Source organism: Bacillus sp. ES1-5, assembly GCF_022487605.1.
GTDB classification, from domain to species: Bacteria; Bacillota; Bacilli; order Bacillales; family Bacillaceae_G; genus Bacillus_A; species Bacillus_A wiedmannii.
On sequence record NZ_JAKVPU010000006.1, the window covers coordinates 193,950 to 207,807 of the forward strand.

General features: G+C 36.5%; 16 protein-coding genes. All 16 read left to right on the plus strand.

All coding sequences use genetic code 11. The features are described from left to right. The first annotated feature begins 99 nt into the window (after positions 1 to 99). A complete protein-coding gene (gene dnaJ / locus MKO96_RS20380; RefSeq protein WP_000043954.1) occupies positions 100 to 1,215 on the plus strand; it encodes a chaperone protein DnaJ in 1,116 nt (371 codons plus the stop codon). A gap of 28 nt (positions 1,216 to 1,243) precedes the next feature. Beyond that, positions 1,244 to 2,182 (plus strand): 50S ribosomal protein L11 methyltransferase, encoded by a 939-nt coding sequence (prmA, locus tag MKO96_RS20385; RefSeq protein WP_000872122.1) that lies wholly within the window; start codon positions 1,244 to 1,246, stop codon positions 2,180 to 2,182. 146 nt (positions 2,183 to 2,328) lie between these two features. After that, complete coding sequence (locus MKO96_RS20390; protein WP_240588468.1) at positions 2,329 to 3,078, plus strand: 16S rRNA (uracil(1498)-N(3))-methyltransferase; 750 nt, start codon at positions 2,329 to 2,331, stop codon at positions 3,076 to 3,078. Between the two features lie 6 nt (positions 3,079 to 3,084). Next, positions 3,085 to 4,437, plus strand: a complete 1,353-nt coding sequence (gene mtaB, locus MKO96_RS20395; RefSeq protein WP_000108688.1) for a tRNA (N(6)-L-threonylcarbamoyladenosine(37)-C(2))-methylthiotransferase MtaB — start codon at positions 3,085 to 3,087, stop codon at positions 4,435 to 4,437. A 392-nt stretch (positions 4,438 to 4,829) separates the two neighbouring features. After that, positions 4,830 to 5,003, plus strand: coding sequence for a 30S ribosomal protein S21 (rpsU, locus tag MKO96_RS20400; protein WP_000048061.1), 174 nt, complete (start codon positions 4,830 to 4,832; stop codon positions 5,001 to 5,003). A 15-nt stretch (positions 5,004 to 5,018) separates the two neighbouring features. After that, positions 5,019 to 5,462, plus strand: a complete 444-nt coding sequence (locus MKO96_RS20405; protein WP_000054579.1) for a GatB/YqeY domain-containing protein — start codon at positions 5,019 to 5,021, stop codon at positions 5,460 to 5,462. Between the two features lie 108 nt (positions 5,463 to 5,570). Then, a complete protein-coding gene (gene yqfC / locus MKO96_RS20410) occupies positions 5,571 to 5,864 on the plus strand; it encodes a sporulation protein YqfC (RefSeq protein ID WP_098274479.1) in 294 nt (97 codons plus the stop codon). Positions 5,865 to 6,040: 176 nt separating this feature from the next. Then, on the plus strand, positions 6,041 to 7,240 hold the full coding sequence (gene yqfD / locus MKO96_RS20415; protein WP_088097785.1) for a sporulation protein YqfD: 1,200 nt from the start codon (positions 6,041 to 6,043) through the stop codon (positions 7,238 to 7,240). A 3-nt stretch (positions 7,241 to 7,243) separates the two neighbouring features. Next, entirely contained in the window at positions 7,244 to 8,203 is a 960-nt protein-coding gene (locus MKO96_RS20420; RefSeq protein WP_016086243.1) for a PhoH family protein, read from the plus strand. Between the two features lie 193 nt (positions 8,204 to 8,396). Beyond that, positions 8,397 to 10,541: an HD family phosphohydrolase gene (locus MKO96_RS20425; RefSeq protein ID WP_087981984.1), complete on the plus strand. Its 2,145-nt coding sequence runs from the start codon at positions 8,397 to 8,399 to the stop codon at positions 10,539 to 10,541. After that, complete coding sequence (gene ybeY, locus MKO96_RS20430; RefSeq protein ID WP_000054689.1) at positions 10,538 to 11,008, plus strand: rRNA maturation RNase YbeY; 471 nt, start codon at positions 10,538 to 10,540, stop codon at positions 11,006 to 11,008. Before MKO96_RS20425 ends, ybeY begins: the two co-directional genes overlap by 4 nt. Next, entirely contained in the window at positions 11,005 to 11,358 is a 354-nt protein-coding gene (locus tag MKO96_RS20435) for a diacylglycerol kinase family protein (protein WP_048562281.1), read from the plus strand. The genes ybeY and MKO96_RS20435 overlap by 4 nt, the downstream gene beginning before the upstream one ends. A gap of 99 nt (positions 11,359 to 11,457) precedes the next feature. Beyond that, a complete protein-coding gene (locus MKO96_RS20440; protein ID WP_240588469.1) occupies positions 11,458 to 11,856 on the plus strand; it encodes a cytidine deaminase in 399 nt (132 codons plus the stop codon). Beyond that, positions 11,849 to 12,754 carry a GTPase Era gene (gene era, locus MKO96_RS20445; protein WP_001080239.1) on the plus strand — a complete coding sequence of 302 codons (906 nt, stop codon included), beginning with the start codon at positions 11,849 to 11,851 and terminating at the stop codon, positions 12,752 to 12,754. Before MKO96_RS20440 ends, era begins: the two co-directional genes overlap by 8 nt. 176 nt (positions 12,755 to 12,930) lie before the next feature. Beyond that, positions 12,931 to 13,074: a YqzL family protein gene (locus tag MKO96_RS20450; RefSeq protein WP_000883924.1), complete on the plus strand. Its 144-nt coding sequence runs from the start codon at positions 12,931 to 12,933 to the stop codon at positions 13,072 to 13,074. Positions 13,075 to 13,107: 33 nt separating this feature from the next. Then, on the plus strand, positions 13,108 to 13,854 hold the full coding sequence (recO, locus tag MKO96_RS20455) for a DNA repair protein RecO (protein ID WP_000487012.1): 747 nt from the start codon (positions 13,108 to 13,110) through the stop codon (positions 13,852 to 13,854). Positions 13,855 to 13,858: the final 4 nt, after the last annotated feature.

Sequence of the window (13,858 nt, forward strand, 5' to 3'; positions counted from 1 at the left end):
TTTTACTTTGCATACTGTAAGTGAGGAAACTTTGTTGCAAAGCACTTTCTTTCGGTGTTAAAATTACGTTTATGTGAAAGATTCGGGGGTTGTAAATTTATGAGTAAACGAGACTATTATGAGGTCCTTGGACTTAGCCAGGGTGCTTCAAAAGATGAAATAAAAAAAGCGTATCGTCGTTTGGCTAAAAAATACCATCCAGACGTAAGTAAAGAAGAAAATGCAATTGAAAAGTTTAAAGAAGTACAAGAAGCATACGAAGTATTAAGCGACGATCAAAAGCGCGCACAATATGATCAATTTGGTCATGCTGGTGCAAATCAAGGTTTCGGTGGCTTTGGCGGCGGAGGAGACTTCGGCGGTGGCTTCGGTTTCGAAGATATCTTTAGTTCGTTCTTTGGCGGCGGTGGCGGTAGACGTCGTGATCCAAATGCTCCACGTCAAGGTGCTGACTTACAATATCAAGTTACTTTAGAGTTTGAGGAAGCTATTTTTGGTAAAGAATTAAATGTTGAGATTCCAGTAGAAGATCCATGTGATACTTGTAAAGGTAGCGGAGCGAAACCAGGAACTTCAAAAGAAACATGTAAACATTGTTCAGGATCAGGGCAAGTAAGTGTAGAACAAAATACACCATTTGGTCGTATCGTAAACCGTCAAGCTTGTGGTCATTGTTCAGGAACTGGTCAAATGATTAAAGAAAAATGTACGACATGTCACGGTTCTGGTAAAGTACGTAAACGTAAAAAAATCAACGTTAAGATTCCGGCAGGTATCGATAATGGTCAACAAATTCGTGTATCTGGAAAAGGTGAAGCGGGTGTAAATGGCGGACCGGCAGGAGATTTATATGTTGTTGTTCATGTGAGAAATCATGAATTCTTCGAGCGTGAAGGAGATCACATTATTTGCGAAATGCCATTAACATTTGCGCAAATGGCACTTGGTGCTGAAGTGGAAGTTCCTACTGTTCATGGGAAAGTGAAGCTGAAAATTCCAGCAGGAACACAAACAGGAACAGAATTCCGCTTAAAAGGAAAAGGTGCTCCGAACGTACGTGGATACGGTCAAGGAGATCAATATGTAGTCGTTCGTGTTGTTGTACCGACGAAATTAACTTCACATCAAAAAGAATTATTACGTGAATTTGCGGGACAAGAAGAGCAGGATGATAGTTTATTTGGAAAGCTTAAACGTGCTTTCAAAGGGGAATAATGGAAATAAAAAATGGAGTTGGTAAATTGTGAAATGGTCAGAAGTTAGTATTCATACAACAGAAGAAGCAGTAGAAGCTGTCTCTCATATTTTACATGAAGCTGGTGCTAGTGGAGTTGCGATTGAGGATCCAGCGGAGTTGACGAAAGAGCGCGAGCAACAATATGGTGAAATTTATGCATTGAACCCAGATGAATATCCGGCGGAAGGTGTATTAATAAAAGCATATTTCCCACAAACGGATTCTTTACAGGAAACGATTGCGGGTGTAAAATCATCTATTGATATGCTTCCATCTTACGACATCGAAATTGGTACTGGAAATATTACCGTTAACGAAGTCAATGAAGAAGATTGGGCCACTGCTTGGAAAAAATATTACCATCCAGTACAAATTTCTGATACATTCACAATTGTGCCGACATGGGAAGAATATACACCAGCTTCTCCGGAAGAAAAAATTATTGAATTAGATCCAGGTATGGCGTTTGGGACAGGAACGCATCCGACAACAACGATGTGTATTCGTGCTTTAGAAAAAACAGTTCAGCCAGGTGATACTGTCATTGATGTAGGAACAGGTTCTGGTGTACTTAGTATTGCAGCGGCAAAATTAGGTGCGTCTTCTGTTCAAGCGTATGATTTAGATCCGGTTGCAGTGGAAAGTGCAGAAATGAATGTACGTTTAAATAAAACAGATGATATCGTGTCTGTTGGGCAAAATAGTCTTTTAGAAGGTATTGAAGGTCCTGTTGATTTAATCGTAGCTAACTTATTAGCAGAAATTATTCTTTTATTCCCTGAGGATGCAGCAAGAGTTGTGAAGTCGGGTGGATTATTTATTACATCGGGCATTATTGCGGCGAAGGAAAAGATAATTTCTGAAGCGCTAGAAAAAGCTGGATTTACAATTGAAGAAGTATTACGAATGGAAGATTGGGTAGCAATTATTGCACGAAATGCGTAATATAGATTTTAGTTTATAATGAAAAGGGGGAGTCTCTCACTATAAGGTGAGGGACTTGCCGTTTGTTATATGAAAAAATGATAACGTTTCGTTCTTTTCGTAAGTGTTGACTTACGAAAGGAACGAAACTCTACTAAGGTGATTATATGCAACGTTATTTTGTAGAAGAGAAATATGTAAATGAGACAAGTATTCGCATTGTAGGTGATGACGTACATCATATCGCAAGAGTGATGCGTATGTCAGCTGGTGATCACATTTATTGCTGTGTAAATGGAAAAACAGCAGTATGTTCAATTGATGAAATTACCAGTGAATTTATTAATACGGCTATTGTAGAATGGGTAGAGGCGTCAAGTGAACTTCCTGTTTTCGTGACGATTGCAAGTGGACTGCCGAAAGGAGACAAGCTAGAGTTAATTTTCCAAAAAGGAACTGAGCTTGGGGCAGCCGCATTTTTATCATTTCAAGCATCTCGATCTATCGTAAAATGGGATGCAAAAAAAGCTGATAAAAAAGTTGAGCGTTTAAGAAAAATTGTGAAAGAAGCTGCGGAACAATCGCATAGAAGCGAAATTCCAGAAGTGCATGCTCCGGCATCATTTAAGCAATTGCTTTCAATGAGTAATGAGTATGATGTATGTCTTGTTGCGTATGAAGAGGAAGCAAAACAAGGTGAGAAGTCCAATTTTGCTAAAGCTTTAACGACGATGAAACCAGGCCAAAAACTATTGATTGTATTTGGACCAGAAGGTGGTTTAGCGGAGGAAGAGATTACTACGCTTCGTGAACATAAATTTGTACCATGTAGTTTAGGACCAAGAATTTTAAGAACAGAAACGGCGCCGTTATACGCGTTAAGTGCTGCTTCGTATCATTTTGAATTGATGGGGTGATGATCAATGTCAACTGTTGCGTTCCATACGTTAGGTTGTAAAGTAAACCACTATGAAACAGAAGCCATTTGGCAATTGTTTAAACAAGGTGGATATGAAAGAACTGAATATGAAAAGAAAGCTGATGTATATGTTATTAATACGTGTACAGTAACGAATACGGGAGATAAGAAAAGCCGTCAAGTTATTAGACGTGCCGTTCGTCAAAATCCGGATGCGGTTATTTGTGTAACGGGATGTTATGCACAAACATCTCCAGCGGAAATTATGGCGATTCCAGGTGTAGATATTGTAGTTGGTACACAGGATCGTGAAAAGATGTTAGGATACATTGAAGAATTCCGCAAAGAGCGTCAACCAATTAATGCTGTCCGCAACATTATGAAAACACGTGTATACGAAGAACTGGATGTACCTTATTTCACGGATCGTACACGTGCATCTTTAAAAATACAAGAAGGTTGTAATAATTTCTGTACATTCTGTATTATTCCTTGGGCACGTGGTTTAATGCGTTCTCGTGATGGAAAAGAAGTTATTAAACAAGCGCAGCAATTAGTAGATGCAGGTTATAAAGAAATTGTATTAACAGGTATTCATACAGGTGGGTACGGTGAAGATATTAAAGATTATAACTTAGCTGGATTACTTCGTGATATGGAAGCGGAAGTAGGCGGATTAAAACGTCTTCGTATTTCTTCTATTGAAGCGAGTCAGATTTCAGATGAAGTAATTGAAGTGTTAGATAAGTCTGAAGTAGTTGTACGTCACTTGCACATTCCATTGCAATCTGGATCTAATACTGTATTAAAGCGTATGCGTCGTAAGTATACGATGGAATTTTTCCAAGAGCGTTTAGATCGATTGAAAGAAGCGTTACCAGGCCTTGCGATTACATCGGATGTAATTGTTGGTTTCCCAGGTGAAACAGAAGAAGAATTCATGGAAACATACAATTTCATTAAAGAGAATCGCTTCTCTGAGTTACACGTATTCCCTTACTCAAAGCGTACAGGAACACCTGCAGCGCGTATGGAAGATCAAGTTCCTGAAGATGTGAAGAATGATCGTGTTCATCGTTTAATTGAACTATCTAACCAATTAGCGAAAGAGTATGCGTCACAGTTTGAAGGAGAAGTGCTTGAAATCATTCCGGAAGAGCAATTTAAAGAGGGTGACCGTAAAGGGTTATATGTAGGCTATACGGATAACTACTTAAAAATTGTATTTGAAGGATCAGAAGAATTAATTGGTAAGCTAGTGAAAGTGAAAATTACGAAAGCTGGTTATCCATATAACGAAGCGCAATTTGTTCGTGTTCTTGAAGACGATGTAAAAAAAGAATCAGCAAGCGCATAAAATGAAACTTTAATCAGTGGGGTTTTTGTTCCTCCCCGACAAATAGTGGGGTAAAAAAAGCATGCAAACGGAAACGATTTGCATGCTTTCTTTTTTTCGTGGAGAAGTTAAGTACTGAAAAGGCAGGTACGTCGAAAGAGTAGTTATTTAATATTTTCTTGTATTAAAAAAGATGTAATGATAAAAATATAGTTGTCTTCAGGGGAAAAGGATAAAAGCTATCTACATAGCTTTTGAACAGGGAAGGGCATCTATTCTTCTTTTATTCTGCCAAATAGTTGACCTGAAGTGATAAAATGTATTATAATCGTAAAAGACATGCTGAAGAAGGGTTTCTTTTTGCATGCTGAAATTAGTATGTAAGTGTGATGTTTCGGAGGGAGGGAAAGAGAATGTCAAAAACAGTCGTTCGTAAAAACGAGTCTTTGGAGGATGCACTTCGCCGTTTTAAAAGATCGGTTTCTAAAACTGGTACACTTGCTGAAGCAAGAAAGCGCGAGTTTTATGAAAAGCCAAGTGTAAAACGTAAGAAGAAATCTGAAGCGGCAAGAAAGCGTAAATTCTAAGAGAGGGTGTAAGTTATGAGTCTTCTCGGTCGTTTAAACGATGATATGAAACAAGCGATGAAGAATAAACAAAAAGAAAAATTAACCGTTATTCGTATGGTTAAGGCTGCTTTACAAAATGAAGGTATTAAACTGCAACATACTCTTACTGAAGAAGAGGAATTAACAGTTTTAGCTCGTGAAGTAAAACAGTATAAGGACTCCCTCCTTGAATTTAAAAAAGCTGGTCGTGAAGACCTTGTTAATAAACTGCAAAGTGAAATTCAGATTTTAAGCGCATATTTGCCGGAGCAATTAACAGAAGAAGAACTAGCGAATGTAATTAAGCAAGTTATTTCTGAAGTTGGTGCGACTTCTAAAGCAGATATGGGTAAGGTGATGACTGCTGTTATGCCGAAAGTAAAAGGTAAAACAGACGGATCACTTGTGAATAAGCTGGTTATCCAGCTATTAGCATAAAAAAACGTCTCATTTCGTATGAGACGTTTTTTTATGCTTTTTTTCAGTTTGGACGTGATATTACAAGCTCTTTTTTCATACATATGGGATGAGAGGGGGTCTTTTGAGATGAAAAAATTAGAACAAATGAAGAATTGGTTAACAAAGCAAATAGACCTGCCAGTGGATGTGCTAATGGATCTACCTCGGATCACGCTTGTTGGGCAAGTGCATATCTATATAGAAAATCATCGGGGTTTATTAGTGTTTTCAGATAAAGAAGTAAGATTGTTATTAAAGCACGGTCAATTATTAATTAAAGGGCAATCCTTTATTATTAAAACAATCCTTCCAGAAGAACTTTTGCTTGAAGGCATAATTGAGCAAGTGACGTTTTTAGAAAACGAAAAACAAGAGGAGTGAGGGAAACTTCCATATGTGAAGTTTTTCTTCGTTATTTTCGTGATTCGACCTTACTATTCAGTTTATCTCGCTATTTATGGGTGGTAGAACTCTATATTTTATTTTCGTACGAGCTATTTTGCTAATTAAAGTGAAAAGTAGTGTGTATACTTTTGGAAAGGTAGTGGAGATAGTAGATGAAAAATAAATGGTTTATAAAGTGGCTTGGATATGTAAAAGTACGAATTGAAGGTAGAGGAGCGGAAAGGTTCGTTAACGAATGTGTACGTAGAAAATTATTAGTTTGGGATGTTAAGAAGATTGCTGATGAAACGTTAGTTTTTTGTATGTTATTACGAGATGTGAAGAAAATAAAACCAATTTATAGAAAAAATGAATGTAAACTATATTTTATTGGGCGTTACGGTTTTCCTTTTTTGAATAAGCGTTTAATTAAAAATAGTGGATTCTTAATTGGTTTTTTAATTTTCTTTTTTGGCATGATTGCATTATCCAATATGGTTTGGAAAATTGAAATTACAGGAGCGAAACCTGAAACAGAATATATATTGATGAAAGAATTGGACAAAATGGGTATTAAAAAAGGAAAATTACAATTCCAAATGCCTAATGTAGAAGATGTACAACGTCATTTGACAGACAATATTAATGCGATTACTTGGGCGGGATTAGAAATAAGAGGAACGACGTACCATTTTAAAATTGTTGAAAAAAACGAGCCGAAAAAAGAAAAGGAACAAAGGCCACAAAATTTAGTAGCAAAAAAAGAAGCGATTGTGACAAAAACATTTGTTGAAGTAGGAAAACCAGTTGTCTTGAAAAATGACCATGTCGAAAAAGGACAGCTTCTCGTATCAGGGATATACGGTAATGAGGAGAGTCCGACAATTGTTTCGGCGAAAGGTATTGTATATGGAGAAACGTGGTACACATCTGAGGTGAATGTGCCACTAAAGACGCAATTTCAAGTATATACTGGCAATGCATATAATGAGCATTACCTTACATTTGGGAGTGCGAAAATAAAAATATGGGGATTTCAACATGATAAGTATAAACGCTCTCGTACTGAAAGTGTAAAACACGATGTGAAACTATTTGGTTTTACACTGCCGATCGCGTACGAAAAAGATATCGTGCGAGAAGAGGAAGAAGCGAATCGGGAATATACAGAAAAACAGGCAATGAAAGTAGCGAAAGAGATGGCTGAAAAAGAACTAAAGAAAAAATTGGATGAACATGCTATGATTGTAAGTGATAAGATTTTGAGTAAAGAGGTTGAGGCGGATCAACTAAAAGTCACATTGCATTATACTGTGATTGAAAATATTGCAGAGCCACAACCGATATCCGAATCCGATATTCAAGGAGACTGAGTAATGGCAGAACAATTAGTAGAAATGAACCAACAATTGGAAAATACTAACGAAGCAATCGCTCTTTTTGGAGTCAATGATGCTCATTTGAAAGTAATTGAACGGGAACTGAATGTATCGATTGTAACTAGAGGTGAAACTGTTCATGCATCTGGAGCAGTTGAAACTGTGACACTCGTGGAAAAAATCTTACAGCAATTACTTGTTGTTATTCGAAAAGGTGTATCAATTACAGAAAGAGATGTTGCGTATGCAATTCAGCTCGCACAACAAGGGAAAATCGCTCAATTTGAAGAGTTATATGAAGAAGAAATCTTTAAAACGGCAAAAGGTAAATCCATTCGTGTGAAAACAATGGGACAAAGAAGATATATTCATGCAATGAAGAAGAATGATATTGTATTTGGAATAGGACCTGCTGGGACTGGGAAAACATACTTAGCTGTAGTAATGGCTGTGAGAGCTTTAAAGCAAGGGTATGTAAAGAAAATTATTTTAACGAGACCGGCTGTAGAAGCTGGAGAAAGTTTAGGTTTTTTACCAGGAGATTTGAAAGAGAAGGTAGATCCGTATTTACGTCCATTGTATGATGCTTTGCACGATATTCTTGGACAAGAATATACGCAACGTATGATGGAGCGAGGGGTAATTGAAATCGCACCTCTTGCTTATATGAGAGGGCGTACGCTCGATGATTCATTTGTTATTTTAGATGAAGCGCAAAATACAACGGGTGCACAAATAAAAATGTTTTTAACTAGATTAGGTTTTAGTTCTAAAATGGTTATTACGGGGGACCCTTCACAAGTAGACTTACCAAAAGGGGTAAAATCAGGTCTTTCGCTAGCTTCTAACATTTTATCTGGTGTATCAGGTCTTTCATTCATTACATTAGAACAAACGGACGTTGTGAGGCATCCGCTGGTGCAACGTATTATTGAGGCATATGATAAAATGGAATGATCCTATTTGTCAGGATCATTTCTTTTTGTATGAAGGTTGGCGACCGGCATATTTTTTACTATCATAAAAGATAAGAGAAATAAACTATAGGTACTGGTGTATCAAAATGTTACTTAAAAGTATCGTTGGCTAGAAGAAATGAAAGCTATAAATAGTTTCACTTTATTTCTGGAGAGGAGAAGGTATTGAAATCATGTTAAGATCTGAAGAAATTTCTAAGTGGTTTCGTAATTTACAACATTCGAAAAAACTAAGTTGGATTTCTTACGTTTTATTAGGAGCAGTGCTGTTTTTTGCACTTATGAATAATGTAAAACCAGAGCAATTAGATGTTGATATGTATTCTATTGCGAAAAAAACAATTCATTCTCCTATTAAAATTGAAGATAAGGTTATAACGGACAGAAAAAAACAAGAGGCCGCTCAAAAAGTTGGGGATCAATATACATATAGAAGTGAATATAAACAAAATAGAGTAGATATTGTAAATGATGTTTTTGCTAAGGTAAATGAAGCAATTCAAGAGATGAAAGCTGCTGGACCTGAAGAGCAAAAAAAGATGACCGATGCAAATAAATTAGAAAAGTTGAAGAAGAAGTTGCCATCTAATTTAACAAAGGAATTATCTGATGAGAATTTATTATATTTTATTAATGCAGAACCGGATCAATTAGAATTAGCAAAGAACGCGGCTCTAACGTCTGTTAGTGTTATTATGGGTGGAAATATTAAAATGTCCGAAGAAATAGCAGCAAAAGAGCGATTTGTTAATGAAATGAAAAGCCTCAATGTGAATAGCGGATTGAAGGAAGCTGTGAACGCGCTAGGATCATATGCGATTACAGCAAATTATTTTTATGATCCGGCTGTAACGAAAGAGAAGAAGAAAGCGGAAGAAGATTTAGTTCCACCTGTTTATATTCTTCAAGGACAAGTTATTGTTAGAGAAGGTGAAACAATTTCAAGTGATATGTATAATCAGTTGAAATTAGTCGGTTTATTAGAGAAAGGTAATAGTTTTCAGCCTTATGTTGGATTAGCAGTGCTCATTGGTGTGTTACTGTACTTTATGCATAAGCAGTTTGAAGTATTTTTACAGCGTAAAAGAGAAGATAGACCGTATATTTTAGCGTATATTACAATTTTGTCTATCACGATTGTTTTAATGAAAACTATTAGTTTGTTTCAAAAGCTTGAATATGCAGGAATTGCGTATGTTGTCCCAGTTGCGATGGGAACAATACTTGTAAAACTAATGATTGGCGATCGATTTGTATTTTTAACAAGTATGATTTTTTCTGTGTGCGGAAGTATTATGTTTAATGAAGGAGTAACAAGTACACTGAATTATAGTGTAGGTATTTATGTGTTATTAAGTTCATTATCAGTAAGCATTTTCTTAAGAGAAAAAAATCGTCGTACGATGATTTTGCAAGCTGGTATACTCGTTTCTATCTTAAATGTAGTCGTCTTAGCGGCGTTACTATTATTACGTAATGGGAATTTTTCACCTCTTGAAATTGGAACGCAATTATTGATGGCTTCCGTTTCAGGAATTATCTCATCCGTTTTAGCGATGGGAATATTACCATATTTAGAGAGTGGACTTGGAATTGTATCAAGCATGAAGCTTATGGAACTATCGAGTCCGAATCATCCGCTTTTGCGTAGAATTTTGTTAGAAGCCCCAGGAACGTATCACCACAGTGTAATGGTAGCGAATCTTTCTGAGGCAGCGTGTGAAGCGGTTGGAGCAAATGGTGTATTAGCACGTGTAGGGGCGTATTATCATGATGTAGGAAAAACAGTACAACCGCAATTCTTTATTGAAAACCAGATGGGAATTGAAAATCCACATGATAAATTAGATCCTGTGACGAGTAAAGATATTATCATTGCTCATGTAACAGATGGAGTCAGAATGCTCGAAGAATACCATATTCCGCAAGAAATTATCGATATTGCTGGACAACACCATGGTACAACATTACTTAAATATTTTTATTATAAGGCGATTAAAGAAGATAAAGAAAAATATACAGAAGAGATGTTTCGCTATCCGGGATCAAAAGCAACTTCTAAAGAGTCGGCAATTGTTGGTATTGCTGATAGTGTTGAGGCGGCGGTACGTTCTATGAATCACCCAACGCCAGATCAAATTAATAATTTAGTACAAAGTATTATTAAAGATCGCCTGCAAGATGGGCAATTTAGTGAATGTGATTTGACGTTTAAGGAACTACAAATCGTTGGAAAAACGTTATGTGAAACGTTAAATGGTATTTTCCATTCGCGTATTACATATCCGGAACCACCGGAAGAGAAGGAGAAAGAATGAGTTTATTAATTGATTTCATTGATGAAACTGAAGAAGTGAAAGAAGAATATGTGAATTTAATTCGTGAGATATTAGAAAAAGCAGCTCAAATGGAAAAAATAGAGGATGGTGCGGAGTTATCAGTGACATTTGTAGATAACGAACGCATTCGCGAGATTAATCGTGATTACCGAGATAAGGATCAGCCTACTGATGTCATTTCCTTTGCTATGGAAGAAATGGGAGAAGGAGAAATGGAAATTGTAGGTGCAGAGATGCCTCGTATGTTAGGTGACCTTATTATTTCTATTCCGAGAGCGAAAGAACAAGCTGAAGAGTATGGACATTCTTTTGATCGTGAACTTGGCTTTTTAGCGCTACATGGCTTTTTACATTTACTTGGTTATGACCACATGACAGAAGAGGATGAAAAAGAAATGTTTGGAAGACAGAAAGAAATTTTAGAGGCATTTGGATTAGGTCGATGAAAAAAGGAAAACTTATAAATAGTTTTGGGTATGCTATAGCAGGTATATTCTTTTGTCTTCGTCATGAACGAAATATGAAAATTCATTATTTAGCCGCAGTCATTGTTATATGCTGCGGCTTTTATTTCCATATTACGAAAGTAGAGTGGACGGTATTACTTATTGTAATAGGAATTGTAATGAGTTTAGAGATGGTAAATACGGCTGTGGAAAAAACAGTAGATTTAGCGACTACCGATATACATCCGTTTGCGAAAATTGCAAAGGATGTCGCAGCCGGATCGGTTTTATTGTTTGCGATAATAGCCGTTATAATTGGTGCTATTATCTTTTTACCGTATGTGGTATAGTTGCATTCCAAAGCTTTTATGAAGCTTTGAAAGTGCTGTAAAGGCCTTTAATAAGAGAGTGTATCTATTCACAGCTGTGGACAGGAAGGATGCGGGAATATGAATAGTAAACAATTAATTCAAGAAGCAATCGAAGCGCGTGAACAAGCGTACGTACCATATTCTAAATTTCAAGTAGGTGCAGCATTATTAACACAGGATGGAAAAGTATATCGTGGATGTAATGTTGAGAATGCATCATATGGCTTATGTAACTGTGCAGAAAGAACAGCTTTATTTAAGGCGGTTTCTGAAGGAGATAAAGAGTTTGTAGCTATCGCGATTGTGGCGGATACAAAGCGTCCAGTACCTCCTTGTGGAGCATGTCGACAAGTTATGGTAGAATTATGTAAACAGGATACGAAAGTATACCTATCAAATTTACATGGTGACGTTCAAGAGACGACAGTCGGAGAATTGTTACCAGGAGCATTTTTAGCGGAGGATTTACATGAATAGAAAAGGTTATAAATCAGGTTTTGTCTCTATTATTGGCAGACCGAATGTTGGGAAATCTACATTTTTAAATCGTATTATCGGCCAGAAAATTGCCATTATGAGTGACAAGCCACAAACAACTCGTAATAAAATTCAAGGCGTATATACAGAAAATGATTCACAAGTAATTTTCATTGATACACCAGGAATACATAAACCTAAACATAAATTAGGTGACTTCATGGTGAAGATGGCTCAAACGACATTAAAAGAAGTTGATATTGTTCTGTTTATGGTCAATGCAGTTGAAGGATTTGGTCGTGGTGAGGAATTCATTATTGAGAAATTAAAAGAAACGAAACAACCAGTATTTTTAGTAATTAATAAAATTGACCAACTTCATCCAGAGCAATTATTAGAGTTAATTGATCAATACCGTAAACTATATGAATTTGCAGAGATTGTACCAATTTCTGCATTAGACGGCAATAATGTGGATGCTTTAATTGGAACAATTAAAAAGTATTTACCAGAAGGACCGCAATACTACCCAGATAATCAAGTAACGGATCATCCAGAGCGATTTATTATTTCAGAGCTTATTCGTGAAAAAGTATTACATTTAACACGTGAAGAAGTACCGCATTCTGTGGCTGTTGTTATTGATGCAATTCAAAAACGTGAGGGCGGAGCGGTTTATATAAACGCAACGATTGTTGTTGAACGTGCATCACAAAAAGGAATTATTATAGGTAAGCAAGGAAAGATGTTAAAAGAAGTCGGTAAGCGAGCTCGTTTTGACATTGAAGCATTACTTGGTTCTAAAGTATTTTTAGAAGTATGGGTAAAAGTGCAAAAAGATTGGCGTAATAAAATGTCTCAGCTTCGTGACCTTGGTTTCCGCGAAGACGAGTACTAAAATAGAGTAAAGCTGTAATCAGCGGATGTTTTGTTCATCCGCTGATTATTGGTTTTTATGAGTTTTGATAAATTAGGAAAAATTTTTCTCACATGAAAATGGACAAAATGGGTCAATTTAATAACAACAAAGGAAATTGGTTTATAGGCTACGCTTATTGAGAAAGGTGGATTCTTATGCTAGATTTTACCTGGAAGTTTTTCTCCAAAACAGGAAGCATTGAAACGTACTTGCTTTTGAAAGAAATGGAAAAAGACGTAAACGATGAGATGGATCAACATGAAGAGGAGTTAGCGCATCTAGACTCTCCAATTTCTTGACCCGTTTTGTTCAAACCTTGGATGGTGACGAACATGTTTCAAAAAGTTGAGGGCATCGTTATCCGTACGACAGATTACGGAGAAACGAACAAGATTGTTACAATATTCTCAAGAGAATTGGGTAAGGTAAGTGCAATGGCAAGAGGAGCGAAAAAACCGAAAAGCCGGTTAGCATCTGTTTCGCAACTTATGACCCATGGTAATTTTCTTATTCAAATGGGATCTGGACTTGGAACTTTGCAACAAGGCGAGATTATTTCAACTATGAAAGAAATTCGCGAGGATATATTTTTAACTGCTTATGCATCATTTATTGTTGAGTTAACTGATAAAGCAACAGAAGATAAAAAACATAATCCATATTTATTTGAAATGTTATATCAAACGTTGCATTATATGTGTGAGGGTGTTGATTCAGAAGTATTATCATTAATTTATCAAACGAAAATGCTTCCGGTATTAGGGATGCGCCCGTACTTTGATACATGTGCGATTTGTCATCAAGAAACAGATTTTGTCGCCTTCTCTGTCCGGGAAGGCGGTTTTCTGTGCTCGCGTCATGCTGAGCAAGATCAGTATCGTATACCAGTGGGGGAAGCTGTTCATAAATTATTACGTCTTTTCTACCACTTCGATTTACATAGACTTGGCAATGTATCAGTGAAGGATAGCACAAAAAAACAAATGCGTTTAGTATTGAATACATATTATGATGAATATTGCGGGATTTATTTGAAGTCAAGACGTTTCTTAGAACAACTTGATAAGTTTCAAATATAATTTG